Source organism: Streptomyces sp. NBC_01431 (assembly GCF_036231355.1).
Lineage (GTDB): Bacteria > Actinomycetota > Actinomycetes > Streptomycetales > Streptomycetaceae > Streptomyces.
The window spans coordinates 6,027,136-6,052,813 of the sequence record NZ_CP109496.1; the positions used below are offsets into that span (position 1 = coordinate 6,027,136).

Below are 25,678 nucleotides of genomic sequence, written 5' to 3' on the forward strand. Positions count from 1 at the left end.
AGTACGTGCGGGTGCGCTGTGCGGGCCGTGACGCGTGGTGCGCGGCATGGACCGGCGGTGACCGTAGAGGTGACCGGGGCATGCCAACAAGTAGCGGGCTGGAATCTCTATCTCCGCTTTGCCTCCGCCGCCCGTTCGAGGACAATTCGCCGCCCGTTCACGGCCAAGCGATGGCCGATCCGTTGCCCGCTCTTGGTTCCCGGCGCCCGGCGCCGTGCGGGAAGCACCGGGCCCCGGGTGACACGCCGGGCCGCGCGCAGGCGATAGTGGAGTACGTGAGTGCCGCATCCGTACCCCAGCCCCGCGCCGAAGCAGCCGCGCCGTCCGCCCGCGGCGGGCGCCGCAGTCTCGCCGCCGCACTGTTCCTCGGCGCGGTCGGTGCCGCCGTCGTCCTGCTGGCCTCCGGCCAGACCTGGGCCAACGGCAAGGCGGCTGTCGGCGGCGGAACGCTGCCCCTGAAGGCGTCCGGCGGCGACATCACGGGCGTCCCCTCCGCCCTCGCGATCGTGGGTCTTGCCGCCCTGGTGGCGGTCTTCGCCGTCCGCGGCGCGGGCCGCGTCCTGGTCGCCGCGTTGCTCACCCTGAGCGGCGTCGGAGCCGCGGTCACCGCCTGGCTCGGCGTCGACGACAGCGCGGCCCTGGACGAGAAGGCCGCCCGCAGCAGCGGCGACGCCGCCGCCGCGATCGGCGCCCTCACCCACACCGGCTGGCCGTACGTCGCGGTCGCGGGCGGCGCGCTGCTGCTGCTCGCCGGGCTGCTCGCGCTGCGCTTCGGCGCGGCCTGGCCAGCGATGGGCGGCCGCTACGAGCGCGACGGCAGCCCCCGCCCCCGCAAGGCGCGCACCGTGCCCGACCCGGAGCGCCCCGAGGAACTCTGGAAGGCGCTGGACCGCGGCGAGGACCCGACGCGCGAGAGCTGACCCCCGCACCAAGGCACCGGCGCCGGTGCTGGACAATGGCAGCGAGCGTCGGGTCCGGTGACCGCGACAACGGCGACGACAACACGGAAACACCTACGAGGAGCAACCCATGGCGAAGAGCGGCCACGGCCACACCCCGGCAGCCTGGACCGGTGTCATCATTGCCTTCATCGGATTCTGCGTGGCCTGCGTCTTCATAGTGGCCGCCAACCCGGTGGGCTTCTGGGCCGGCATCGCCCTCCTCGGCATCGCCGCCGTCGTCGGCGGCGTCATGAAGATGGCCGGCCTCGGAACCCCGAAGGACACGCCCGAGATCCAGCGCATGCGCGAGGACGCCGCCGCCAAGACCCGCGCCCGCCTTGAGGCCCAGGCCGGCTGACCCGGCAGCCACCGCGCAAGGCGCAGCCCCGTTCGGGCTGCGCCTTTCCCTGTGAACGGGGGAGAATCACCCAGTGGACGCAGCCCAGCGAAACCCCGCCCCCACGCCGGCGCACCCGGCCGCCCCCGGCGCCCGCGGACTCCTGGTGCCGTTGGGCACCCTCGGCGCGGTCGCCGCGGCCTTCGCGTACGTGGGCGCGGTCGACCCGAACCACCCCGGCCACTACCCGGTCTGCCCGCTGTTCCGGCTCACCGGTGTCTACTGCCCCGGCTGCGGCGGACTGCGCAGCGCGCACGACTTCATCACCGGCCACTTCGCCGCCGCCGTCCACGCCAACGCGCTGGCCGTCGCGGGCTATGCGCTCTTCGTGGCGCTCTGGATCGTGTGGGCGGTGCGCTCGGCCCGCGGGCTGCCTTTCAAGATCGTGCTCGGTGACCGCCAGTGGTGGTTGATCGGATCCGTTGTGCTGATCTTCTCGGTGGTCCGGAACCTGCCGTTCGGATCGGCGCTCGCGCCGTGACACGCTCGGAGGATCCGCAGGTGGCGTCCCACTTACTGGGACGTCCGTCAACCGGATGCGATCCCTTCGCTCCGGTGCGGATACCATCGACATGGCTGATCGTGACCGTTCCGTACGGTCACCCTCGTCCTGACCGCCATCACCGTCCCGGAAGGGGGCCGCTCGCGTGAGTGTGCTCGACGAGATCATCGAAGGCGTCCGCGCCGACCTCGCAGAGCGGCAGGCGCGCGTCAGCCTCGACGAGCTGAAGGAGCGCGCCGACAAGGCGCCCCCGGCCCGTGACGGGGTCGCCGCGCTGCGCGGCGACGGCGTGAAGGTCATCTGCGAGGTCAAGCGCTCCAGCCCCTCCAAGGGTGCGCTCGCCGCCATCGCGGACCCCGCTGCCCTCGCCGCCGATTACGAGGCGGGCGGCGCGTCCGTCATCTCGGTACTGACCGAGCAGCGCCGCTTCGGCGGCTCCCTCGCCGACCTGGAAGCCGTCCGCGCCAAGGTCGACATCCCGGTCCTGCGCAAGGACTTCATCGTCACCGCCTACCAGCTGTGGGAGGCGCGGGCGCACGGCGCCGACCTGGCGCTGCTCATCGTCGCCGCCCTGGACCAGCCGGCCCTGGAGTCGCTGATCGAGCGCGCCGAGTCGATCGGCCTCACCCCGCTGGTCGAGGTGCACGACGAGGACGAGGTGGAGCGGGCCGTCGAGGCCGGCGCGAAGATCATCGGCGTCAACGCGCGCAACCTCAAGGACCTCAAGGTCGACCGCACCACCTTCGAGCGGGTCGGCCCGGAGATCCCGAACCACATCGTCAAGATCGCCGAGTCCGGTGTGCGCGGCCCGCACGACCTGATCGCATACGCCAACGCCGGCGCCGACGCCGTCCTCGTCGGCGAGTCCCTGGTCACCGGCAAGGACCCGCGCGCCGCCGTCGCCGACCTGGTCGCCGCGGGCGCCCACCCGGCCCTGCGCCACGGGCGGAACTGACCTCATGTCCATTGCCGTCCGCCTCGCCCCCGGCTGCCGCCCCCGCGGCTGCCGCGCCCCGGCACGCCGGGTGCACGGGCGACGCGTGCGCTATGTGATCGGCTCGGAGCCGGGCCAGGTCAACGGCATGCGATGGCGATGCCGCTGAGCTGAGCGCCCCGAAGGGGCGCGGGGCTGTGACATTCTGCGGCTCCGCCGCGTGGGCGCGACCGGCCCACGACGGCGGCCGGACGCGGATCCGCGCGCACCCGCGTCGACGCTCGGCGACAAGCGACCACCCGCCACCCCAGGACCGGGGCCGCAACGCCCCCGCGAGGTATCCGCATGTCCCATGAGAACGAGTTCTTCATCCCCGACCCCGAGGGTCAAGTCCCCAGCGCCGAAGGCTACTTCGGCGCGTTCGGCGGCAAGTTCATCCCCGAGGCGCTCGTCGCCGCGGTCGACGAGGTCGCCGTCGAGTACGAGAAGGCCAAGCGCGACCCCGCCTTCGCGGCCGAGCTCAACGAGCTCATGGTCAACTACACCGGCCGGCCGAGCGCGCTGACCGAGGTGCCCCGCTTCGCCGAGCACGCGGGCGGCGCCCGGGTCTTCCTCAAGCGCGAGGACCTCAACCACACCGGTTCGCACAAGATCAACAACGTGCTCGGCCAGGCGCTGCTCACCAAGCGCATGGGCAAGACCCGCGTCATCGCCGAGACCGGCGCCGGCCAGCACGGGGTGGCCACCGCCACCGCCTGCGCCCTGTTCGGCCTCGAATGCACCATCTACATGGGCGAGATCGACACCCAGCGCCAGGCGCTGAACGTCGCCCGCATGCGGATGCTGGGCGCCGAGGTCATCCCCGTCGCCTCCGGCAGCCGCACCCTCAAGGACGCCATCAACGAGGCGTTCCGCGACTGGGTCGCCAACGTCGACCGCACCCACTACCTCTTCGGTACGGTCGCCGGCCCCCACCCCTTCCCCGCGATGGTGCGCGACTTCCACCGCGTGATCGGCGTCGAGGCCCGCCGCCAGATCCTGGAGCGCGCCGGACGGCTGCCCGACGCGGCCGTCGCCTGCGTCGGCGGCGGCTCGAACGCGATCGGCCTCTTCCACGCCTTCATCCCGGACGCCTCCGTACGCCTCATCGGCTGCGAGCCCGGCGGCCACGGCGTCGAGACCGGCGAGCACGCGGCGACCTTGACCATGGGCGAGCCCGGCATCCTGCACGGCTCCCGCAGTTACGTCCTCCAGGACGAGGAGGGCCAGATCACCGAGCCCTACTCGATCTCGGCGGGCCTGGACTACCCCGGCATCGGCCCGGAGCACTCCTACCTCAAGGACAGCGGCCGCGGCGAGTACCGCGCGGTCACCGACGACGCGGCGATGCAGGCTCTGCGCCTGCTGTCGCGCACCGAGGGCATCATCGCGGCCATCGAGTCGGCGCACGCGCTGGCGGGCGCCCTCGACGTCGGCAAGGAGCTCGGCAAGGACGGCCTGATCCTGGTCAACCTGTCCGGGCGCGGCGACAAGGACATGGACACCGCGGCCCGCTACTTCGGCCTGTACGGCACCGACGCCGAGGTCGCCGCCGACGCGGCGGGCTTCGCCGAGATCGAGGGAGACGCGAAGTGAGCGGGAACGTAGAACTCCTTGACGCCACCCTCGCCCAGGCGAAGGCCGACAACCGGGCCGCGCTCATCGCCTACCTCCCGGCCGGCTTCCCGACCGTCGACGGCGCCATCGAAGCGGTCAAGGCCGTCTTCGACGGCGGCGCCGACGTGGTCGAGGTGGGACTCCCGCACAGCGACCCGGTACTCGACGGCCCGGTCATCCAGACCGCCGACGACATCGCGCTCAAGGGCGGCGTGAAGATCGCGGACGTGCTGCGCACGGTCCGCGAGGCCCACGCGGCCACCGCAAAGCCCGTCCTGGTCATGACGTACTGGAACCCCGTCGACCGCTATGGCGTGGAGCGTTTCACCGCCGAGCTCGCCGAGGCCGGCGGCGCCGGCTGCATCCTGCCCGACCTGCCGGTCGAGGAAGCCGGGGTGTGGCGCGAGCATGCCGAGAAGCACGGTCTCGGCACGGTGTTCGTGGTCGCCCCCAGCAGCAGGGACGAGCGCCTCGCCAAGATCACGGCGGCCGGGTCCGGCTTCGTGTACGCGGCCTCGCTCATGGGCGTCACGGGCACCCGCGAGTCCGTCGGCGCCTCGGCCGAGGACCTGGTCCGCAGGACGAAGGCCACCACCCAACTCCCTGTCTGCGTGGGCCTCGGCGTTTCCAACGCGGTCCAGGCCAAGGAGGTCGCGGCCTTCGCCGACGGCGTGATCGTCGGCTCGGCCTTCGTCAAGCGCATGCTGGACGCGCCGGACCACGCCGCGGGCCTTATCGCCGTACGGGAACTGGCGGCCGAGCTCGCCGAGGGCGTTCGCCGGGCGTCGTAGCGCGTTCATCGCACGGATCATCCGTACGAGTGGAAGTGGGACCGGGGAGGCACGAGCGTGCCTCCCCGGTTCGTTGCTGCGGGTGTGAGTGACAACCGTGATGCGAAACGGGCCGCGCGAGACCGGCTCATCAAAGAACGCGAGCAGCAGAAGGCCGGCGAGCGCCGCCGACGGCAGCTGATCGTGGCGGGCGCCGTGGTGGGCGTCCTTGGCCTGGCCGCCGTGATCGGGGTGATCGCCGCCAACTCGGGCGGCGGCGACAGCGGCAAGAGCACGGCCGCCGGACCGACGGTGGCGCCGTCCGGGGCCGACGACAAGGACGGCCTCGCCATCCCCGTGGGAGCCGCCGGCGCCCCGTCCACCCTCACCGTGTGGGAGGACTTCCGCTGCCCGGCCTGCGCGGCGTTCGAAAACGGCTTCCGGGCCACCATCCACGAGCTGGAGAACAGCGGCCAGCTGCGCGTCCAGTACCACCTGGCCACCCTCATCGACGGCAACCTGGGCGGCAGCGGCTCGCTGCACGCGGCGAGCGCGGCGGCCTGCGCGCAGGACGCCGGCAAGTTCTCGGCGTACCACGACGTCCTCTACACCAACCAGCCGGAGGAGACGGACGACGCGTACGCCAAGAACAGCAAGCTGATCGAGCTGGCCGGGAAGGTACCGGGCCTGGACACGCCCGCCTTCCGCTCCTGTGTCGAGAACGGCACGCACAACAGCTGGGTCGTGAAGTCGAACAACGCCTTCCAGGCGGGCAAGTTCAGCGGGACGCCGACGGTCCAGCTCAACGGCGAGTCGATCTTCCCGAAGAAGGGCACCGAGAGCATCACCCCGGCCAACCTGAAGAAGTGGGTGACCGAGGCCAACAAGGGCGAGCACCCGGCCAAGTCCACCCCGCCGGCCGCGCCCTCGGAGTCCTGAGCACGCGGTATCCCGTTACTCATAAGTTGCCGGGCGGGTTCCCGCTGTGCCCGCCCGGCACGGTAGCGTCGACCTTGCCATGACACTTGCCTTCATCCCCAGCCCGTCGACCGGGGTGCTCCACCTCGGACCGATCCCGCTGCGCGGCTACGCCTTCTGCATCATCATCGGTGTCTTCGTTGCCGTCTGGTACGGCAACAAGCGATGGGTCGCCCGCGGCGGCCGTACCGGTACCGTCGCCGACATCGCCGTCTGGGCGGTCCCGTTCGGGCTCGTCGGCGGTCGGCTCTACCACGTCATCACCGACTACCAGCTGTACTTCAGCGACGGTGAGGACTGGGTCAACGCCTTCAAGATCTGGGAGGGCGGCCTCGGCATCTGGGGCGCGATCGCGCTCGGCGCGGTCGGCGCCTGGATCGGCTGTCGGCGCCGCGGCATCCCGCTGCCGGCCTGGGCCGACGCGCTGGCCCCCGGCATCGCCTTCGCCCAGGCCATCGGCCGCTGGGGCAACTGGTTCAACCAGGAGCTGTACGGCAAGCCCACCGACCTGCCGTGGGCGCTGAAGATCAGTGAGGGCCCGAACCGAATCGCGGGCACCTACCACCCGACCTTCCTGTACGAGTCGCTGTGGTGCGTGGGCGTGGCGTTCCTGGTCATCTGGGCCGACCGCCGCTTCAAGCTGGGCCACGGCCGCGCGTTCGCGCTGTACGTCGCCGCGTACTGCGTGGGCCGGTTCTGGATCGAGTACATGCGGGTGGACGAGGCCCACCACATCCTTGGCCTGCGCCTGAACGACTGGACCGCGGGCGGCGTTTTCCTGCTGGCGGTCGCCTACATCGTCATCTCGTCGAAGCTCCGCCCCGGCCGCGAGGAAATCGTCGAGCCGGGCGCCCAGGACGAGGCGGCTCAGGACGGGGCCGCCCAGGACGAAGCGGCCCCGGACAAGCCCGACGCCGCCGAACCGGAGGACGAGCCGAAGGCCGAGTCGGCGACGGTCGAGCCGGAGCCGAAGAAGGCCTGAACCGGATCGAGCCGGGGGACCAGGGAAAACAGGCCCTCACGGCCCCCCCTGGCCCTTCAGGCTTCAGGCCGGGGGGTTCGGGAGCGGGGGAGCGGGAGCAGAGCCCCCGCAGCCTCTACGGCACGGCGGCGCGGGGTGCTCGGCGGCCCCCCGCACCACCTCACGCGTCGATCTCCGCCCGATACGGCATGGACGCGGCCGCCCCCGGTCGCTGAACGGACAGTGCCGCCGCGGCGGACGCCCAGGTGAGCGCGTCCGTCATCGGGCGGCCCTCGCCCAGCGCCACCGCCAGGGTTCCGACGAACGTGTCGCCCGCCCCCGTCGTGTCCACGGCGGTGACCGGCGGGGCGAGCACGGCCACCGGCTCAGGCTGTGCCCGCGACGCGTACAGACAGCCCCGCGCCCCCAGCGTGATCACGACCTCGGGCACGTCGGCGAGGAGCGCGCGGGCGGCCCGCTCGGGGTCGCCCGAGACGCCGGTCAGGGTGGCCGCCTCGTGCTCGTTGGGCACCAACAGGTCGGTGACGGCGAGGAGTTCGCAGGGCAGCGGCTGCGCGGGCGCGGGCGTCAGGATCGTACGGACGCCGTTGCGGCGGGCCGTCTCGGCGCCCGCGAGGACGGCGCTCATCGGCAGCTCCAGCTGGAGCAGCAGCGACTGCGCCTCGGCGATCAGCGCCCGGTCGGCATGGCTGAGCGAGATGAGCGAGCCGTTGGCGCCCGGGATGACGACGATCGCGTTGCCGCCGTCGCCGTCGACCACGATGTGGGCGGTGCCCGAGGGGCCCTCGGTGGTGCGCAGCAGATCGATGTCGACGCCCGCGTGTTCCAGCGCGGTGCGCAGTTGGTCGCCGAAGTCGTCCGTGCCGACCGCGCCGATCATCGCCACGTCCGCCCCGGCGCGGGCGGCGGCGACGGCCTGGTTGGCGCCCTTGCCGCCGGGGGCGGTGCGGAACTCGTGCCCCGTGACGGTCTCGCCGCTGCGGGGCGCGGTGGTGACATAGGCGACGAGGTCCATGTTCGTGCTGCCGAGCACGGCGATGCGGGTCATGCGGGAATTGTCCACCCTGGGCGGCCCCTCCCGCGGGTGGCGGCGGCCCGGCGCGTTCGCCGGGGTGACCGTAATTTCCGGGCCCCAAGTGAGCCCACCCTCACTAAGTAAGGCCTTACTTGCTGGCGCGGCCCTTACGTCGAGCGTAGTTTCGAGGGTGTTGAGGGGGCGCGGGACGTAAACGGTGCCCGCTGCTGAGCGCAAGGGGATAGCTGTGTCCATCATCGATACCGAAGCGACGCTGCACGAGGCGCACCGCGACAACCACACCCACCGCGATGTCAACGGTGGCTGGCTGCGCCCGGCCGTGTTCGGCGCGATGGACGGCCTGGTCTCCAACCTCGCCCTGATGACCGGCGTCGCCGGCGGCGCGGTCTCGCAGCAGACCATCATCATCACCGGCCTCGCCGGACTCGCGGCCGGAGCCTTCTCGATGGCGGCCGGCGAGTACACCTCGGTCGCCTCCCAGCGTGAGCTCGTCCAGGCCGAACTCGACATCGAGCGGCGGGAGTTGCGCAAGCACCCGGCCGACGAGGAGCGCGAGCTCGCCGAGCTGTACATGTCCCGGGGCGTCGAGCCCGACCTCGCCCGCGAGGTCGCCCGCCAGCTGTCGCAGGACCCCGAGCAGGCGCTGGAGATCCACGCCCGCGAGGAGCTCGGCATCGACCCGTCCGACCTGCCGTCGCCCACCGTGGCCGCGGTGTCCTCCTTCGCCTCCTTCGCCCTCGGCGCGCTGCTGCCCCTGCTGCCGTACCTGCTCGGTGCCACCGCGCTGTGGCCGGCGGTGCTGCTCGCGCTGGTGGGGCTGTTCGGCTGCGGCGCGGTGGTCGCGAAGGTCACGGCCCGCTCGTGGTGGTTCAGCGGGCTGCGCCAGCTGATCCTGGGTGGCGCAGCCGCCGCGCTGACCTTCGGGCTCGGCGGCCTCTTCGGCGCGGCCATCGGCTGACGGGCATCGCGGTCGTCACACGGGGCGGGGCCAGTGGCCCCGCCCCGTGTGACGTACGTCCTGCGCGCTTTCCGGCTCCGCCGCGTAGAATGGCGGAGTATGCAAGCGGCCACATAAATAGTCGTTACTCAGCGGTTTCGCATCTTTTGCCGCTGGGCATAGGTCGTACACACCCGAGAATCGCACCCTTGTGCACCCCTGTGGGCAATGAAGCCCGCATACCCGGGTGTCCGCATGTTGGAAGGCACTATCCGGTTCCCGAGATACGTTCCATCATGTAACCTGCACGAAATTTCGCAGAGGGCCAACGTCGCCCCTCGGCTATGCCTCCCCAAGCTCCCTCCCCCAAGCGCTCGACTTCGTTCGAGCCGGGGGCCACAGGATCGAGCAGGGGAGACCCCAATGCCACAACGACGACGGGAGAGCCGATGCGTTCCGACGCCTGGTCGCCCATGGACGGTCGCCCCGCCCAGCAGGGGATGTACGACCCCCGTAACGAACACGACGCCTGCGGTGTCGGGTTCGTGGCCACCCTCACCGGTGTTGCCAGCCATGAGCTGGTCGAACAGGCGCTGACCGTACTGCGCAACCTCGAACACCGGGGTGCCACCGGCTCCGAGCCCGACTCCGGCGACGGCGCGGGCATCCTGCTCCAGGTCCCGGACGCCTTCCTCCGCGAGGTCACGGACTTCGAACTGCCCGAGACGGGCTCGTACGCGGTCGGCATCGGCTTCCTGCCGCTCGAAGAGACCGCCGAAGCCGTCTCACGGATCGAGACGATCGCCGGTGAAGAGGGCCTCACCGTGCTGGGCTGGCGCGAGGTCCCCGTGACGCCCGAGCTGCTCGGCAACGGCGCCCGCGCCACCATGCCCGCCTTCCGCCAGCTCTTCGTGAGCGACGGCAGCACGTCCGGGATCGCGCTCGACCGCAAGGCCTTCGTGCTGCGCAAGCGCGCCGAGCGGGAGGCCGGTGTCTACTTCCCGTCGCTCTCCGCCCGGACCATCGTCTACAAGGGCATGCTGACCACCGGCCAGCTGGAGCCGTTCTTCCCGGACCTCTCCGACCGCCGCTGCGCCACCGCCGTGGCCCTGGTGCACTCGCGGTTCTCCACCAACACCTTCCCGTCCTGGCCGCTGGCCCACCCGTACCGATTCGTCGCGCACAACGGCGAGATCAACACGGTCAAGGGCAACCGCAACTGGATGGTGGCCCGCGAGTCCCAGCTGGCCTCGAACCTCTTCAACTCCGGCGCCGGCAAGATCGACCGCATCTTCCCCGTCTGCACGCCCGACGCCTCCGACTCCGCGTCCTTCGACGAGGTGCTCGAACTCCTCCACCTCGGCGGCCGCTCGCTGCCGCACTCGGTGCTGATGATGGTCCCCGAGGCGTGGGAGAACCACGAGTCGATGGACCCGGCACGCCGTGCCTTCTACCAGTTCCACGCCACGATGATGGAACCGTGGGACGGCCCGGCCTGCATCACCTTCACCGACGGCACCCAGGTCGGCGCCGTCCTCGACCGCAACGGCCTGCGTCCGGGCCGGTACTGGGTCACCGACGACGGCCTCGTGGTCCTGTCCTCCGAGGTCGGTGTCCTCGACATCGACCCCGCGAAGGTCGTCCGCAAGGGCCGCCTTCAGCCCGGCAAGATGTTCCTGGTCGACACCGCCGAGCACCGCATCATCGAGGACGACGAGATCAAGGCGGCCCTCGCCGCCGAGAACCCGTACAAGGAGTGGCTGGAAGCCGGCGAGATCGAGCTGGAGGACCTGCCCGAGCGTGAGCACATCGTGCACACCCACGCCTCGGTCACCCGCCGCCAGCAGACCTTCGGCTACACCGAGGAAGAACTCCGCGTCATCCTCGCGCCGATGGCCCGCACCGGCGGCGAGCCGCTCGGCTCCATGGGTACGGACTCGCCGATCGCCGCGCTCTCCGAGCGCCCCCGGCTGCTCTTCGACTACTTCACCCAGCTCTTCGCGCAGGTCACCAACCCGCCGCTGGACGCGATCCGCGAGGAGCTGGTGACGAGCCTGCGCTCCACGCTCGGCCCGGCGAGCAACCTCCTGGAGCCGACGGCCGCCTCGTGCCGCACCGTCACGCTGCCCTTCCCGGTCATCGACAACGATGAGCTGGCGAAGCTGATACACATCAACGCCGACGGCGACATGCCGGGCATGAAGGCCGCCACGCTGTCGGGCCTGTACCGGGTCTCCGGCGGCGGTGACGCGCTGGCCGCCCGCATCGAAGCCATCTGCAAGGAGACCGACGCCGCGATCGAGGGCGGCGCCCGCCTGATCGTCCTGTCCGACCGGCACTCCGACGCCGAGCACGCGCCGATCCCGTCGCTGCTGCTCACCGCGGCCGTCCACCACCACCTCATCCGCACGAAGCAGCGCACCCAGGTGGGCCTGCTCGTCGAGGCCGGTGACGTGCGCGAGGTGCACCACGTCGCGCTGCTCATCGGGTACGGCGCCGCCGCGGTCAACCCGTACCTCGCCATGGAGTCCGTCGAGGACCTGGTCCGGGCCGGCACCTTCATCGAGGGCCTGGAGCCCGAGCAGGCCATCCGCAACCTGATCTACGCGCTCGGCAAGGGCGTCCTGAAGGTCATGTCCAAGATGGGCATCTCGACGGTCGCCTCCTACCGCGGCGCCCAGGTCTTCGAGGCCGTCGGTCTTGAAGAGGCCTTCGTGCAGAAGTACTTCATCGGTACGGCCACCAAGATCGGCGGCGCCGGTCTCGACGTCGTCGCCAAGGAGGTCGCCGCCCGGCACGCCAAGGCGTACCCCGCCTCCGGCGTCCCCTCCGCGCACCGCGCGCTGGAGATCGGCGGCGAGTACCAGTGGCGCCGCGAGGGCGAGCCGCACCTGTTCGACCCGGAGACGGTCTTCCGCCTGCAGCACGCCACGCGCACCAAGCGGTACGACATCTTCAAGAAGTACACGGACCGCGTGAACGAGCAGTCCGAGCGCCTGATGACGCTGCGCGGCCTCTTCGGCTTCAACTCCGACCGCCCGTCGATCTCCATCGACGAGGTCGAGCCGGTCTCCGAGATCGTCAAGCGCTTCTCGACCGGCGCCATGTCGTACGGCTCCATCTCGCGCGAGGCGCACGAGACGCTCGCCATCGCCATGAACCAGCTGGGCGGCAAGTCCAACACGGGTGAGGGCGGCGAGGACGCGGACCGCCTGTACGACCCGGCGCGCCGCTCCTCCATCAAGCAGGTCGCCTCCGGCCGCTTCGGCGTGACCAGCGAGTACCTGGTCAACGCGGACGACATCCAGATCAAGATGGCGCAGGGCGCCAAGCCCGGCGAGGGCGGCCAGCTGCCCGGCCACAAGGTCTACCCGTGGGTCGCCAAGACTCGGCACTCCACCCCGGGCGTCGGCCTCATCTCGCCGCCGCCGCACCACGACATCTACTCCATCGAGGACCTGGCTCAGCTGATCCACGACCTCAAGAACGCCAACCCGGCCGCCCGCATCCACGTGAAGCTGGTGTCCGAGGTCGGCGTCGGGACCGTGGCCGCGGGTGTCTCCAAGGCGCACGCGGACGTCGTCCTCATCTCCGGCCACGACGGCGGAACGGGCGCCTCGCCGCTGACGAGCCTCAAGCACGCGGGCGGACCCTGGGAGCTCGGCCTCGCCGAGACCCAGCAGACGCTGCTGCTCAACGGCCTGCGCGACCGCATCGTCGTGCAGACCGACGGCCAGCTCAAGACCGGCCGGGACGTGATCATCGCCGCGCTGCTCGGCGCCGAGGAGTTCGGTTTCGCGACCGCGCCGCTCGTCGTCTCCGGCTGCGTCATGATGCGCGTCTGCCACCTGGACACCTGCCCGGTCGGCATCGCCACCCAGAACCCGGTCCTGCGCGACCGCTTCTCGGGCAAGCCCGAATTCGTCGTGAACTTCTTCGAGTTCATCGCCGAAGAGGTCCGCGAGATCCTGGCCGAGCTCGGTTTCCGTACGATCGAGGAGGCCGTCGGCCACGCCGAACTCCTCGACACCGACCGGGCCGTGACGCACTGGAAGGCCCAGGGCCTCGACCTGGAGCCGCTCTTCTACGTGCCCGAGCTGCCCGAGGGCGCCGTGCGCCACGCGGTCATCGCTCAGGACCACGGCTTGGCGAAGGCGCTGGACAACGAGCTCATCAAGCTCGCCTCCGACGCCCTGGAGGCCGAGTCCGCCGAGGCCGCCCAGCCGGTCCGCGCCCAGATCGCGATCCGGAACATCAACCGGACCGTCGGCACCATGCTCGGCCACGAGGTCACGAAGAAGTTCGGCGGTGCGGGCCTGCCCGACGACACCGTCGACATCACCTTCACCGGCTCGGCCGGCCAGTCCTTCGGCGCCTTCCTCCCGAGCGGCGTGACGCTGCGCCTTGAGGGCGACGCCAACGACTACGTCGGCAAGGGCCTCTCCGGCGGCCGCGTCATCGTCCGCCCGGACCGGGGCGCCGACCACCTCGCCGAGTACTCGACCATCGCGGGCAACACCATCGCGTACGGCGCGACCGGCGGCGAGCTGTTCCTGCGCGGCCGCACCGGCGAGCGCTTCTGCGTCCGCAACTCGGGCGCCACCGTCGTCTCGGAGGGCGTGGGCGACCACGGTTGCGAGTACATGACGGGCGGCCGGGCGGTGGTCCTCGGCGAGACCGGCCGCAACTTCGCGGCGGGCATGTCCGGCGGCATCGCCTACGTGATCGACCTCGACCGGGACAACGTCAACTCCGGGAACCTGAACGCCATCGAGGCCCCGAGCGACACCGACAAGCAGTGGCTGCACGACGTCGTGCGCCGCCACTTCGAGGAGACCGGCTCGACGGTCGCCGAGAAGCTGCTCGCCGACTGGTCCGTGAACGCGGACCGTTTCAGCAAGATCATCCCGACCACGTACAAGGCAGTGCTCGCCGCCAAGGACGCCGCTGAGCTCGCCGGTCTCTCCGAGCAGGAGACCACCGAGAAGATGATGGAGGCGGCGACCAATGGCTGACCCCAAGGGCTTCCTGACCACCGGGCGCGAGGTCGCCAAGACCCGCCCGGTGGGCGAGCGCCTCAAGGACTGGAACGAGGTCTACGTTCCCGGTTCGCTGCTGCCGATCATCAGCAAGCAGGCCGGGCGCTGCATGGACTGCGGCATCCCGTTCTGCCACAACGGCTGTCCGCTGGGCAACCTGATCCCCGAGTGGAACGACTACGCCTACCGCGAGGACTGGTCGGCCGCCTCCGAGCGGCTGCACGCCACCAACAACTTCCCGGAGTTCACCGGGCGGCTGTGCCCGGCTCCCTGTGAGTCGGCGTGTGTGCTCGGCATCAACCAGCCCGCCGTCACCATCAAGAACGTCGAAGTCTCGATCATCGACAAGGCGTGGGACACGGGTGACGTCCGGCCGCAGGCGCCCGAGCGCCTGTCGGGCAAGACCGTCGCGGTCATCGGTTCGGGCCCGGCGGGCCTGGCCGCCGCCCAGCAGCTGACCCGGGCCGGACACACGGTCGCCGTGTACGAGCGCGCCGACCGCATCGGCGGTCTGCTGCGCTACGGCATCCCCGAGTTCAAGATGGAGAAGGTGCACATCAACCGCCGCATCGAGCAGATGCGCGCGGAGGGCACCAAGTTCCGCACCGAGGTCGAGATCGGCCGCGACATCGACGCCGCGAAGCTGCGCAAGCGTTACGACGCGGTCGTCATCGCGGCGGGCGCGACCGTCTCCCGTGACCTGCCGGTCCCCGGCCGCGAGCTGAACGGCATCCACTTCGCGATGGAGTACCTGCCGCTCGCCAACAAGGTGCAGGAGGGCGACTTCGTGGCGCCCCCGATCACCGCCGAGGGCAAGCACGTCGTCGTGATCGGTGGCGGTGACACCGGTGCGGACTGCGTGGGCACCGCCCACCGTCAGGGCGCGGCCTCGGTCACCCAGCTGGAGATCATGCCGCGGCCGGGCGACGAGCGTACGGCGGGCCAGCCGTGGCCGACCTTCCCGATGCTCTACAAGGTGACCTCCGCGCACGAAGAGGGTGGCGAGCGGGTCTACTCCGTCTCCACCACCCACTTCGAGGGCGACGAGGACGGCAACGTCCAGTTCCTGCACCTCGTGGAGGTCGAGTTCGTCGAGGGCAAGCTGACCCAGAAGCCCGGCACCGAGCGGAAGATCCCCGCCCAGCTGGTCACCCTCGCCATGGGCTTCACCGGCACCGACCAGGCCAACGGCCTCGTCCAGCAGTTCGGTCTCGAACTGGACGAGCGCGGCAACGTGGCCCGCGACGCGGACTTCGCGACCAACGTCGACGGCGTGTTCGTCGCCGGTGACGCGGGCCGCGGCCAGTCCCTGATCGTGTGGGCGATCGCCGAGGGCCGCTCGGCCGCCCGCGGCGTCGACCGCTTCCTGACCGGGGCGAGCGACCTGCCGGCCCCGATCCGCCCGACGGACCGCGCCCTCATGGTCTGAGGTCCGCCCCCCATAGACGTCCCGTACAAAGACGTGCGGAACTGAGCACGGCGCCTGCCCAACTGTCCCCGACCGGACGACAGGGCAGGCGCCGCGCGCGTTCCGGCCCGTCGGCGGACGCCCCTGTCGACTCTATTGACTAAAAGTCAATTCCGCTCCAGTCTCGGGACGAGCAGCCGTCCGTCACGGGGAGGTCCCGTGAGCAACGAAGCGCTGGCGCGGTTGAGTACGGAGCTGAGGGCCGCGCCCCCCAAGAGCCTCACCGAGCTGAGGGAGTGTCAACTCGCGCCGGGGTCCTCGCCGAACGCGGCGACCACCTCACCATGGGCCGGTTCGTGAGCCATCTGCGTGACTCGGCGCTGACCCGCATCCTGCCCCAGGTCGACGACGCCGTCGTGCTGCGCACCGGATTCGCCATCGACCGGCCCCAACGCCTGGGCAGGATCATCAAGTTGATGGGCCCGGAGCGGCTCACCCGGGTCGTCGCCTCGGCCGCCGACGGACTATGGCCCGAGGCGCTCGCCGTCGCCGCGATGGTGCCCGGGGAGCAGCGCGGCGCCATCGCCGCGCTCGCCGCCCGCCAGCCGCGGGACCGGCTCGACTCGCTGGTGCGGACGGTGGCCGAGGAGGGCCTGTGGGAGTCGCTGCTCCCGCTGGTGGCGCTGCTCGGCGAGGAGGACCGCCGGGCGGTCGCCGTGCTCCCCGCACTGACCGACCCCGCGGTCCTGGCCGGGGTCGTACCGGCCGTCGTGGCGACCGCGCTGTGGGCGGAGTTCCTGCCGCTGGTCGAGCTGCTGCCCGAGCGGTCCCGCACGGTCGTCGCCGAGGCCGCGAGCTCCCTCACGGACGAGGAGCTGGACGCGCTGGCCCGCGAGGTCGACAAGCGGAACCTGTGGGAACTGGTTTTGCCCCTGGACGAGTTGATGACTGACCCGGTCAAGGAACGCATCTTCGCGCTGCCGGCCTTCCAGGACCAGGGCGACGGGGCATAGGCCCGGCGCCGCAGTTCCTCGACGCCGTATGGGTGCACAGGAACAGCGTCCTTTCGGTCACCCACTTTCCGGCCAGGCGGCTATCCGGTCGCACGCATTCCATTTCTTTCGGAGCCGGACACCGACAGGGCGTACGGCCGCGACTGGTGCGCCGAGTCCGCAGGGCGCAAGGATCCGCGAAGGAATGCCTGGCCGTGCCACCGGGAATCCGGAATCGCCCACGGAGAAATAAGAAGGCGGATTCCGCTAAGCTGTCCGACCGGTCGGCAGAACGAGGGAATTCCCGATTGTGAGGGGCGCGCACGGGACGTTCCGTCATCGTCATCGGAAACGGAGCAGGGCCCGAAAGCGGAGAGGTCTGTGCCCGGGAGATGTTCCTGGGCGCACCGAATTCACCTACCGGCTCCCGGCGAGCCGGGACCCGGGCGGGCCTTGGGCCGACCCGCCCATGGCGGGGGCGCTCCTGCCTGCCACAGCGGGACGAACGGCGCCCGGTGTCCAGGATGAACAGGGCGAAGAGATTCGGGATGAGTTTTGTCGCATGGAGGCCGCGATTGGAATCGAACCAATGTAAGCCGCTTTGCAGGCGGCTCCCTGACCACTCGGGCACGCGGCCGTGAAGGTATTGCCCCCCGGCCTTGGTGTTGACGTCTGACGTGGCACCGACGTTACGTCGATGATCCGGTACAGCGTCAACGGCTGTCCAAATGCTGAACATTGCAGGAGTATGAACAGGCCAACTCCGGGAATGTTGGCCAGAACCCACGGATCAGTGTTGTTGCCATCCTCCTCACACTGCTAGGACTTACGGCTGTCCGGACCCGTCGCGTCTGAGCGAAGCAATGCTTCGCGGTGAATGCAGCTTCTGCGTGGCCAGTAGCCCCGGTCGTTCTTCAGAAGCATTCGCCTTCAAGACCCGATGGACAGTAAAAGCACAAGTACGGGAGTTGTGTCTTGACAGCACTGTCCGAATCGTGGCTGAGCGGGATCGACCTGAAGCTCATCGCCGAGCAGTTGGGCACACCGGTCTTCATCTACAGCGAGGCCCAGTTACGCAAGAACCTCGCCCGGGTCCGCAGAGCCGCGGACGATGCCGGCCTCGGCGAGCGGGTCGAGTTCTACATACCGTTCTTCCCCAACTCGAACCCGCACCACCTCGCCCCGCTCAAGGGGATGGACGGCTTCGGCGTCCTGGTGCAGCTGCCCAGCGAGTACCGGATCCTGCGTGCCCACGGGTTCGACAAGTTCATCGTCTCGCCCGGCCACGTGTCCGACGAGGAGATCGACTTCTGGGACGGCACCGGCTGTCCCACGTTCCTGGCCAGCCTCGATGAGGTCGCGCATTCCCTCGCGGCGCACGCGCCGTCCATCAGCGTCCGCGTCGACTCCCTCGACTCCGGGAAGCCGGGCGTCAAGTACGGCGAGCTGGACCAGCTCTCAGCCCTGCTGAAGGAGTACGGACGGGAACTCGACTACGTCGAGGTGTACTGCGGCAGCGGCAACTCCCTCGATGACATGGTCCACACGGTCGAGGAGATGTTCGCGGTCTTCCAGAAGCACTTCCCCACCGTCCGGGGCATCAACTTCGCCGGTGGCCACGGCTTCGACTACGAAGCGATCACGGAGTCGGACAAGCACTTCGACTGGGACACCTACTTCCGTCGGCTCGCCGAGGCCGCCGAGCGCATGGGCATCCCCCAGAACGTCAGGTTCCTCTTCGAACCCGCCCGTGACGTACTGGCCGACACCGGCGCCCTGCTGATGTCGGTGCAGCGCTCCGTCATCACCACCCCGGTGTCGTCCATCGTCGTCACCGACGGGTGCCGGATGCTGATGCCGTCGGCGCAGCTGAGGAACCGCGGCCACAACACCGCCTTCCTCGACCAGGACATGCGAGAGATCGTCGACGAGCGCGGTATCAGCGCGGCCATCCGGGGTCGCACCATCCTGCGCAACGACTACCTGCTGCCGGGTGAAGTCCACGTGCCGCAGGGCGTCGACGCGACCAGCCACCTGGTCATCCTCGACACCGGGGCCTACTGCGCCACCCAGCACATGGAGTTCCTGAACGTACCGCCGGCCGCCGAAGTCCTGGTGAACAGCGACGGGTCCATGGAGCTGATCACCGCCGCCGGTGACGAACTCGACAAGTGGCGCAACCTCCTCGCCGAGAAGCAGCCGGTCAAGGGCTGACGACACCGTTGCCCCGAGTGCGGAGCGCGTCGCCCGACGGCACGCCGCCGCCCTCGCACGCTGCCAGGCCCGGACATCCCCGCCAGACAGGAGAACCCCATGCCGACGCCCCATGACGGGCTGCCGGAAACAGCTCAGGGTCCCGCCGACGAAGACATGCCCTTCGACCTCTTCGAGCGCTGGTACGCAGAGGCCGAGGCCGCCGAACCGAACGACCCGAACGCCATGGCCATCGCCACGGCCGACGCCACCGGTCTCCCCGACGTGCGCATGGTGCTGCTCAAGCACCGTGACTCCCAGGGGTTCGTGTTCTTCACCAACGCGACCTCGGCGAAGGGCCGCGAACTCGCGGCCAACAGCCAGGCGTCCGGCGTACTGCACTGGAAGAGCCTGCGGCGCCAAGTCCGCTTCCGTGGGCCCGTGGAGCGCGTCACCCCGAACGAGTCCGACGCCTACTTCACCTCCCGCGCCCGTGACAGCCAAGTGGGCGCCTGGGCCAGCCAGCAGTCCAGCCCGCTGCCTGCGCGAAAGGTGCTCAAGGACGCCGTCGTGGCCGAAACCGCGCGCTTCGAGGGGCAGCAGATCCCGCGCCCCGCGCACTGGATCGGCTACCGCGTTCGGCCCACTTATCTGGAGTTCTGGTCCGATAGGCCGTTTCGCCTCCATGACCGCATCGCGTTCACCAGGATGACTCCCCAGGGCGCCTGGGAACACGGGCGCCTCTACCCGTAGCGGATGCCGTAGAAAGGTTCACCCCCATGTACTTCACCCACGCCGACGATGTCTGGGCCGCACATCCGGACCTGCGGGCGCTGGTCTGCACGGCCGACGGACTCACTCTGGCCACGACCGACCAGGCGCGGCTCGCCGAACTGGCCGAGCGTATCGACCGACGCCAGAGCGACATGAGCGAGGCGGACATGCCGGAGATCGCGGCGTGGCGTGAGGCGTTCTCGCGGATGGGTCTCAAGCCCACCCAGTACCGCTGTGCCTCGGAGGCGCTGCTGCGCCGCTACCGCAAGGACAAGAAGCTCCCCAGCTTCCACCCGGTCGTCGACTACCTGAACCACGTGTCGATGGCCCACGCGATCCCCATCGCGGTCTTCGACACCGAGCACATCGGTGCCGGCATCTCCGTGCGCCCGGCGACGGGAACGGAGAGCTACGCGACGTTCCAGGGCGGTACGGAGACCCCCGAACCGGGCGAGATCGTCTTCGGGGACCCCGAGGGGCACGCCCACTCCCGGCGCTGGACGTTCCGCCAGTCCGCCCGTTCGGCGATCTCGCAGAACAGCGAATCCGCCCTGATCGTCGTGGAGGCGCATCACGCCTCGGCGGCCGAGGACCTGGCCGAGATGGAGAGCGAACTGAGGACGGGGCTCACCGCCCTCGGCGCCACCGTGGGCGCCACCGCGCTTCTTTCGCAGAACAACCGCCTGTTTGAGTTCTGACCCAAGTGGCGCCCCGCACCCGGCGTGCGGGGCGCCCGCCGGACGAGGAGAACTTCGTGAGTACGTCCGACTACCGCGGCATAGCCGATGGTCTTTCCCGAGTACGTGAACAGATGGCGGCCGCCTGTGCCCGAGCGGGCCGGGCCGTTGAGGACGTACAACTGATCGCCGCCTGCAAGACCTTCGGGGCCGACGCCGTGAGCGAGGCGGTCGGTTCCGGGCAGAGAGTGTTCGGCGAGAACTACGTACAGGAGGCGAAGGCCAAATGGCCCGGCCTCAAGGACAGGTTCCCGGACACCGAACTGCATCTGATCGGCCCGTTGCAGTCCAACAAAGCCCGTGAGGCGGTGGCTCTCTTCGACGTCATCCACTCCCTGGACCGCCGCTCCCTCGCCAAGGCGCTGTCGCGCCAGTGCGAGAGCCAGGAGCGCCACCCCGCGATGCTGGTCCAGGTGAACACCGGCGTCGAGCGGCAGAAGTCCGGCGTGCTGCCGGACGAGGCGGACGACTTCATCGCGCTGTGCCGCGATCTGTACCAGCTGAACGTCACCGGGCTCATGTGCATCCCGCCGGCCGGTATGCCGCCCGAGCCGCACTTCGACCTACTCGCCAAGATCGCCGAACGCAACGGGCTCGGCGCGTTGTCGATGGGGATGAGCAGTGACTACGCCGCAGCCATCGAACACGGCGCGACCAGCGTGCGCGTGGGTTCAGCGATCTTCGGGAGCCGGTCCTATCCGGCCACCGGTCAGTGATTCGTCCAGCCGCCCCACGCGTTGCATGAAGGGAACACCCCGTTGTCCCGCCCAGCCCGTTTCGACATCCTCTTCGAGCCGCTCCGCATAGGCCCCGTCACCACGAAGAACCGCTTCTACCAGGTCCCGCACTGCAACGGCATGGGCCGGGCCTACCCGTCCTCCATGGCGGCGATGCGCGGGGTCAAGGCCGAGGGCGGCTGGGGGGTCGTCTGCACCGAGCAGTGCGACATCCACTACTCCGGACAGCATCAACGCGAACTTCGCCTCTGGGACGACCAGGACATCCCCACGCTCTCCAGGGCCAGTGACCAGATCCACGAGTACGGGGCCCTGGCCGGCGTCGAACTCGCGCACAACGGCAGCCACGTCGCCAACCTCGAATCCCGTGCCGTACCCATCGCCCCCAGCGCGGAGGCCACCCGCAGCCTCTTCCCCGGCACTGCCCGCGCCATGGACAAGAACGACATCAAGGACTTCCGGCGGTGGCATCGCCAGGCCGCGCTCAACGCCCGGCGGGCGGGCTTCGACATCGTCTACATCTACGCCGGGCACAGCATGACGCTGCCCATCAACTTCCTCTCGCCCACCAGGAACAAGCGCACCGACGAATACGGCGGCTCCCTGGAGAACCGTGCCCGACTGCTGCGCGAGCTCATCGAGGACACGAAGGAGGCCGTGGGCGACACGTGTGCCGTGGCGGTCCGCTTCTGCGTGGACGAGATGATGGGCCCGCGCGGGATCACCGCGGACGGCGAAGGCCACGAGGTCATCGAACTCCTCGGTGAACTACCGGACTTGTGGGACGTCAACATCGCCAACATGGCGTACGACGGGGCGACCGCCCGCTTCGAGCAGGAGGGCTGGCAGGAGCGGTACGTCAAGCGGGTCAAGCAGGCCACCACGAAGCCCGTGGTGGGTGTGGGCCGCTTCACCTCGCCCGACACCATGGTGGCCATGCTGCGCTCCGGCACCCTGGACCTCATCGGCGCCGCCCGCCCTTCGATCGCCGACCCCTTCCTTCCCGTGAAGATCGAAGAGGGCAGGTTCCAGGACATCCGGGAGTGCATCGGCTGCAACGTCTGTCTGGCCTTCGACTCCCTGGGCGCGCCCATCCGTTGCACCCAGAACCCCACGATGGGTGAGGAGTGGCGGCGAGGGTGGCACCCCGAGCGCATGCCGGCGAAGGACACCGACGACACCGTCCTCATCATCGGCGGCGGCCCCGCCGGACTGGAGGCGGCCAGAGGCCTGGGCCAGCGCGGATACGAAGTGATCCTCTGCGAGGAGAAGCGAGAGCTGGGCGGTCGGGTCACCCGTGAGTCCCGGCTGCCCGGCCTGGCCACCTACGGGCGGGTCCGGGACTGGCGTCTGGAACAGCTCAAGCGGATGAAGAACGTGCAGCTCCTGCCGGAGAACCGCGGCACGGCCGAACTGGTCCTGGAAGCGGGATGTTCCCTGGTGGCCGTCGCCACCGGAGCGACCTGGCGCGATGACGGCGTCGGCCGCCACCGCTCCGAGCCGGTCCCCGGCCTGGCGGATCTGCCGGTCTTCACCCCCGACGACATCATGGACGGCAGACTCCCCCAGGGGCGGGTCGTGGTGTACGACGACGACCACTACTACATGGCCACCGTCATCGCCGAGCAGCTCGCCGCTGCGGGGTGCGCCATCACGTTCGTGACCCCCGAACCCACGGTCGCGGCGTTCACGCAGTACACGGCGGAGCAGAAGCGCGTCCAGCGGCGCGTCATCGAACTCAGCGCCGCCGTCCACACCTCCACCACCGTCGCCCGTGCCGTGCCCGGCGCCGTCCATCTCGCCTGCACCTACACCGGACGGGAGAGCGTCGTGGACGCCGACGCCCTCGTCCTGTCCACCGCGCAGCTTCCCCGGGAAGGGCTCTACCACGAGCTGACCGGCCTGGAGCCCGCCGTCCTCGGCTCGGCGGGCGTGCGCCGAGTGGTACGGGTGGGCGACGCTCTGGGCCCCGGGATCATCGCCGGCGCGGTACACAGCGGGCACCTGTTCGCCCGCACTCTCGACACCGCACTCACCGACCGGACCCCCTATCGGCGCGAGAACGTCACACCTGACTGGGACCGGCCCCTGCCCCCGAAAGGCGCCGTGTGATGGGGACGTTCAAGGAGTTCCTCGCCAAGACCGCCGACGGCCATCCGCTGACCCGGCACGAGGCCGCGGCGGCCTTCACCGTCATGACGAGCGGCGAGGCCACGCCCTCCCAGATCGGCGCGTTCCTGATGGCCCTGCGCGTACGGGGGGAGACGGTCGCCGAGATCACCGGCGCGGCGACCAGCCTGCGCGCCCGCATGCGCACCGTGGCCGCGCCTTCGGGCGCGGTCGACATCGTGGGCACGGGGGGTGACGCCTCGGGCACGTACAACATTTCCACCTGCGCCGGGCTCATCGTCGCCGGCGCGGGCGTCCCCGTGGCCAAGCACGGAAACCGTGCCCTGTCCTCGCGCTCCGGCGCCACCGACGTGCTGGGGGCGCTCGGCGTACGGACCGAACTCACTCCGGCCGAGGTCGAGCACTGCATCGCCACGGCCGGCATCGGCTTCATGCACGCCCCCAACCACCACCCCGCCCTCAAACACGTGGCGCCCACCCGCGTCGAACTGGCCACGCGTACCGTCTTCAACCTGCTCGGCCCCCTGCTCAACCCGGCAGGCGTACGCCATCACCTGGTCGGCGTCTACTCCCGCCACTGGGTCGAGCCACTCGCCCAGGTTCTGGGCGAACTGGGCTCCACCCACGCGCTGGTCGTGCACGGCTCGGACGGCCTGGACGAGGTCACCACCACCGGCCCCACCTACGTAGCCGAACTCGCGGACGGCGTGGTGAAGACCTTCGAGGTCACCCCCTCACAGCTCGGCATCCCCACCGCACGCCCGCAGGACCTGCGCGGAGGCACCCCCGCCGAGAACGCCCAGGCGCTGAAGGGCGTCCTGGAAGGGGCCCGCGGTCCCTACCGGGACGTCGCGGTACTCAACGCCGCTCTCGCTCTCGTCGCGGCCTCCCGCACCGCCGACTTCGGACAGGCGGCCGACCTCGCCGTCGAGTCCATCGACTCCGGACGGGCGCGGGCCTGCCTGTCCGCCCTGATCGACGCGTCCCACGCGCATGCCCGTGCCCATCTCTCCAAGGGGATCTCATGAGTGACCTGCTGACCCGTATCAAGGCCTACAAGTACGACGAGATCGCCGAGGCCAAGAAGGACCGTCCGCTGAGCGTCCTGCGCGACCGGGCCGCCGGGATGGCGCCGCCGCGCGGATTCCTCGCCGCCATCGAACAGCGGCAGCGGGAGGGCAGGTACGCCCTGATCGCCGAGGTGAAGAAGAAGAGCCCGTCCAAGGGACTCATCCGCGCGAACTTCGACGCCGCGTCCATGGCCCGTGCCTATCGGGCCGGGGGCGCCACCTGCCTGTCGGTGCTCACCGACGCCCCCTCCTTCGACGGCAGCCTGGAGCATCTGACCGCGGCTCGCACAGAGGTCGAACTGCCGCTGCTGCGCAAGGACTTCATGCTTGACCCCTACCAGGTGGTCGAGGCGCGGGCCTGGGGAGCGGACGCCATCCTGCTGATGCTGTCCACCGTCGACGACGACACCGCCGTCGCCATCGAGGACACCGCGCGGGAGTGGGGCATGGACGTCCTGGTCGAGGTGCACGACGAGGAGGAACTCAAGCGTGCGGCGCGGTTGCGGTCGCGGCTGGTCGGGATCAACAACCGCGATCTCAAGACCATGAAGACCAGCCTCACCACGGCCGAGAACCTCGCTCCCCGGGTCCCCGCGGGCAAGGTCGTCGTCGGCGAGAGCGGGCTGAGCACCCCCGAGGACCTCAAGCGCATGGAGGTGGCCGGCATCACGGTCTTCCTCGTCGGTGAGAGCCTGGCGCGCGTCGAGGATGTCGAAGCCGCGACGCGGACGCTGCTGGCAGAGTAGAACCGACATCTACATGGCAGTCCTGACTGCCCATCAAGGGAGCGTCACTTCATGAGTGTTGAGTTCTTCCTGACCGCGTTCATCATCGTGGTCTCACCGGGAACCGGCGCGGTGTACACCGTCGGCACGGGCTTGACACGCGGCTTCCGCATGTCGGTCGTGGCGGCCTTCGGCTGCACCCTCGGGATCGTTCCGCATCTGGCCGCCGCGATCGCGGGTCTGGCCGCCATCCTGCACACCAGCGCCGTGGCCTTCGCCAGCTTCAAGTGGGCCGGCGTCGGCTATCTGCTCTTCCTCGCCTGGCAGACCCTGCGCGAGAAGGGTGCCATGCGGATCGACACGGAGGGCGGTGGCCAGCCGCAGGAGCGTTCGTCGGCGCAGGTCACCTGGACCGCCATTCTGATCAACTTCCTCAACCCGAAGCTGTCCATGTTCTTCCTGGCGTTCCTGCCCCAGTTCGTTCCGGCGGGCAGCACCAACACGCTGCCGAACATGCTCGAACTCTCGGCCGTTTTCATGATCATGACGTTCGTCGTGTTCGTGATCTACGGTGCCTTCGCCGCGGGCGTGCGCGACCACATCATCTCCCGCCCCAAGGTGCTGGCCTGGATGCGCCGGACGTTCGCCGTGGCCTTCGTCGGCCTGGGTGTGCAACTGGCCCTGGCCAGCCGCTGACCCACCTTGTTCACGTCTGCCCCCGAAGACGCTTCCGGGGCAGA

At 70.1% G+C, this 25,678-nt stretch carries 22 protein-coding genes and 1 tRNA gene; 21 read left to right on the plus strand and 2 right to left on the minus strand.

Going from position 1 to position 25,678, the window contains the following annotated elements; translation table 11 throughout:
* Window positions 1-266: 266 nt before the first annotated feature.
* The 9 genes from OG522_RS27495 to lgt all read left to right on the plus strand — a co-directional run bounded on the left by OG522_RS27495 (window position 267) and on the right by lgt (window position 7,160).
* Window positions 267-920, plus strand: coding sequence for a TIGR02234 family membrane protein (locus OG522_RS27495; RefSeq protein WP_329465688.1), 654 nt, complete (start codon window positions 267-269; stop codon window positions 918-920).
* Window positions 921-1,029: 109 nt separating this feature from the next.
* A complete protein-coding gene (locus OG522_RS27500) occupies window positions 1,030-1,299 on the plus strand; it encodes an HGxxPAAW family protein (RefSeq protein ID WP_329465689.1) in 270 nt (89 codons plus the stop codon).
* Window positions 1,300-1,372: 73 nt separating this feature from the next.
* Window positions 1,373-1,819, plus strand: coding sequence for a DUF2752 domain-containing protein (locus OG522_RS27505; RefSeq protein WP_329465690.1), 447 nt, complete (start codon window positions 1,373-1,375; stop codon window positions 1,817-1,819).
* A 166-nt stretch (window positions 1,820-1,985) separates the two neighbouring features.
* Complete coding sequence (trpC, locus tag OG522_RS27510; RefSeq protein WP_329465691.1) at window positions 1,986-2,795, plus strand: indole-3-glycerol phosphate synthase TrpC; 810 nt, start codon at window positions 1,986-1,988, stop codon at window positions 2,793-2,795.
* A gap of 4 nt (window positions 2,796-2,799) precedes the next feature.
* Window positions 2,800-2,943, plus strand: a complete 144-nt coding sequence (trpM, locus tag OG522_RS41270; protein WP_366342946.1) for a tryptophan biosynthesis modulator TrpM — start codon at window positions 2,800-2,802, stop codon at window positions 2,941-2,943.
* Between the two features lie 176 nt (window positions 2,944-3,119).
* Entirely contained in the window at window positions 3,120-4,409 is a 1,290-nt protein-coding gene (trpB, locus tag OG522_RS27515) for a tryptophan synthase subunit beta (protein WP_329465692.1), read from the plus strand.
* Complete coding sequence (trpA, locus tag OG522_RS27520) at window positions 4,406-5,221, plus strand: tryptophan synthase subunit alpha (RefSeq protein ID WP_329465693.1); 816 nt, start codon at window positions 4,406-4,408, stop codon at window positions 5,219-5,221. The genes trpB and trpA overlap by 4 nt, the downstream gene beginning before the upstream one ends.
* Before the next feature lie 84 nt (window positions 5,222-5,305).
* Window positions 5,306-6,139 carry a DsbA family protein gene (locus OG522_RS27525; RefSeq protein ID WP_329465694.1) on the plus strand — a complete coding sequence of 278 codons (834 nt, stop codon included), beginning with the start codon at window positions 5,306-5,308 and terminating at the stop codon, window positions 6,137-6,139.
* Between the two features lie 79 nt (window positions 6,140-6,218).
* Entirely contained in the window at window positions 6,219-7,160 is a 942-nt protein-coding gene (gene lgt / locus OG522_RS27530) for a prolipoprotein diacylglyceryl transferase (protein WP_329465695.1), read from the plus strand.
* Between the two features lie 160 nt (window positions 7,161-7,320).
* Here lgt and rbsK read toward each other — a convergent pair whose 3' ends face one another.
* On the minus strand, window positions 7,321-8,208 hold the full coding sequence (rbsK, locus tag OG522_RS27535) for a ribokinase (RefSeq protein WP_329465696.1): 888 nt from the start codon (window positions 8,206-8,208) through the stop codon (window positions 7,321-7,323).
* Between the two features lie 214 nt (window positions 8,209-8,422).
* Between rbsK and OG522_RS27540 the strand changes: the two genes are divergently transcribed.
* The 4 genes from OG522_RS27540 (at window position 8,423) to OG522_RS27555 (ending at window position 16,593) form a co-directional block, all read left to right on the plus strand.
* Window positions 8,423-9,154 carry a VIT1/CCC1 transporter family protein gene (locus OG522_RS27540; RefSeq protein WP_329465697.1) on the plus strand — a complete coding sequence of 244 codons (732 nt, stop codon included), beginning with the start codon at window positions 8,423-8,425 and terminating at the stop codon, window positions 9,152-9,154.
* A 428-nt stretch (window positions 9,155-9,582) separates the two neighbouring features.
* On the plus strand, window positions 9,583-14,148 hold the full coding sequence (gene gltB / locus OG522_RS27545) for a glutamate synthase large subunit (protein ID WP_329465698.1): 4,566 nt from the start codon (window positions 9,583-9,585) through the stop codon (window positions 14,146-14,148).
* On the plus strand, window positions 14,141-15,601 hold the full coding sequence (locus OG522_RS27550; RefSeq protein ID WP_329465699.1) for a glutamate synthase subunit beta: 1,461 nt from the start codon (window positions 14,141-14,143) through the stop codon (window positions 15,599-15,601). Before gltB ends, OG522_RS27550 begins: the two co-directional genes overlap by 8 nt.
* Window positions 15,602-15,876: 275 nt before the next feature.
* Entirely contained in the window at window positions 15,877-16,593 is a 717-nt protein-coding gene (locus tag OG522_RS27555) for a hypothetical protein (RefSeq protein ID WP_329465701.1), read from the plus strand.
* A 542-nt stretch (window positions 16,594-17,135) separates the two neighbouring features.
* Here the strand turns inward: OG522_RS27555 and OG522_RS27560 are convergent.
* A tRNA-Cys gene (locus OG522_RS27560) sits at window positions 17,136-17,209 on the minus strand.
* Window positions 17,210-17,547: 338 nt separating this feature from the next.
* Here OG522_RS27560 and OG522_RS27565 point away from each other — a divergent pair.
* From OG522_RS27565 to OG522_RS27600, 8 genes are all read left to right on the plus strand, one after another.
* Window positions 17,548-18,786 (plus strand): hypothetical protein, encoded by a 1,239-nt coding sequence (locus OG522_RS27565; protein WP_329465702.1) that lies wholly within the window; start codon window positions 17,548-17,550, stop codon window positions 18,784-18,786.
* Window positions 18,787-18,885: 99 nt separating this feature from the next.
* Window positions 18,886-19,518 (plus strand): pyridoxamine 5'-phosphate oxidase, encoded by a 633-nt coding sequence (gene pdxH / locus OG522_RS27570; protein WP_329465703.1) that lies wholly within the window; start codon window positions 18,886-18,888, stop codon window positions 19,516-19,518.
* Between the two features lie 26 nt (window positions 19,519-19,544).
* Window positions 19,545-20,237 carry a B3/B4 domain-containing protein gene (locus tag OG522_RS27575; protein WP_329465704.1) on the plus strand — a complete coding sequence of 231 codons (693 nt, stop codon included), beginning with the start codon at window positions 19,545-19,547 and terminating at the stop codon, window positions 20,235-20,237.
* 56 nt (window positions 20,238-20,293) lie between these two features.
* Window positions 20,294-20,992: a YggS family pyridoxal phosphate-dependent enzyme gene (locus OG522_RS27580; protein ID WP_329465705.1), complete on the plus strand. Its 699-nt coding sequence runs from the start codon at window positions 20,294-20,296 to the stop codon at window positions 20,990-20,992.
* A gap of 42 nt (window positions 20,993-21,034) precedes the next feature.
* Window positions 21,035-23,125 carry an oxidoreductase gene (locus OG522_RS27585; RefSeq protein ID WP_329465706.1) on the plus strand — a complete coding sequence of 697 codons (2,091 nt, stop codon included), beginning with the start codon at window positions 21,035-21,037 and terminating at the stop codon, window positions 23,123-23,125.
* Window positions 23,125-24,171 (plus strand): anthranilate phosphoribosyltransferase, encoded by a 1,047-nt coding sequence (gene trpD / locus OG522_RS27590; RefSeq protein WP_329465707.1) that lies wholly within the window; start codon window positions 23,125-23,127, stop codon window positions 24,169-24,171. Before OG522_RS27585 ends, trpD begins: the two co-directional genes overlap by 1 nt.
* Window positions 24,168-24,959, plus strand: a complete 792-nt coding sequence (trpC, locus tag OG522_RS27595; RefSeq protein ID WP_329465708.1) for an indole-3-glycerol phosphate synthase TrpC — start codon at window positions 24,168-24,170, stop codon at window positions 24,957-24,959. The genes trpD and trpC (OG522_RS27595) overlap by 4 nt, the downstream gene beginning before the upstream one ends.
* Before the next feature lie 51 nt (window positions 24,960-25,010).
* Window positions 25,011-25,634, plus strand: coding sequence for a LysE family translocator (locus OG522_RS27600; RefSeq protein WP_329465709.1), 624 nt, complete (start codon window positions 25,011-25,013; stop codon window positions 25,632-25,634).
* Window positions 25,635-25,678 lie beyond the last annotated feature (44 nt).

Coding starts and splice junctions, on each gene's coding strand:
- OG522_RS27500 (WP_329465689.1), top strand. CDS start 1,030: ATGGCGAAGAGCGGCCACGGCCACACCCCGGCAGCCTGGACCGGTGTC.
- trpM (WP_366342946.1), top strand. CDS start 2,800: ATGTCCATTGCCGTCCGCCTCGCCCCCGGCTGCCGCCCCCGCGGCTGC.
- trpB (WP_329465692.1), top strand. CDS start 3,120: ATGTCCCATGAGAACGAGTTCTTCATCCCCGACCCCGAGGGTCAAGTC.
- lgt (WP_329465695.1), top strand. CDS start 6,219: ATGACACTTGCCTTCATCCCCAGCCCGTCGACCGGGGTGCTCCACCTC.
- rbsK (WP_329465696.1), bottom strand. CDS start 8,208: ATGACCCGCATCGCCGTGCTCGGCAGCACGAACATGGACCTCGTCGCC.
- gltB (WP_329465698.1), top strand. CDS start 9,583: ATGCGTTCCGACGCCTGGTCGCCCATGGACGGTCGCCCCGCCCAGCAG.
- OG522_RS27550 (WP_329465699.1), top strand. CDS start 14,141: ATGGCTGACCCCAAGGGCTTCCTGACCACCGGGCGCGAGGTCGCCAAG.
- pdxH (WP_329465703.1), top strand. CDS start 18,886: ATGCCGACGCCCCATGACGGGCTGCCGGAAACAGCTCAGGGTCCCGCC.
- OG522_RS27575 (WP_329465704.1), top strand. CDS start 19,545: ATGTACTTCACCCACGCCGACGATGTCTGGGCCGCACATCCGGACCTG.
- trpD (WP_329465707.1), top strand. CDS start 23,125: ATGGGGACGTTCAAGGAGTTCCTCGCCAAGACCGCCGACGGCCATCCG.
- trpC (WP_329465708.1), top strand. CDS start 24,168: ATGAGTGACCTGCTGACCCGTATCAAGGCCTACAAGTACGACGAGATC.
- OG522_RS27600 (WP_329465709.1), top strand. CDS start 25,011: ATGAGTGTTGAGTTCTTCCTGACCGCGTTCATCATCGTGGTCTCACCG.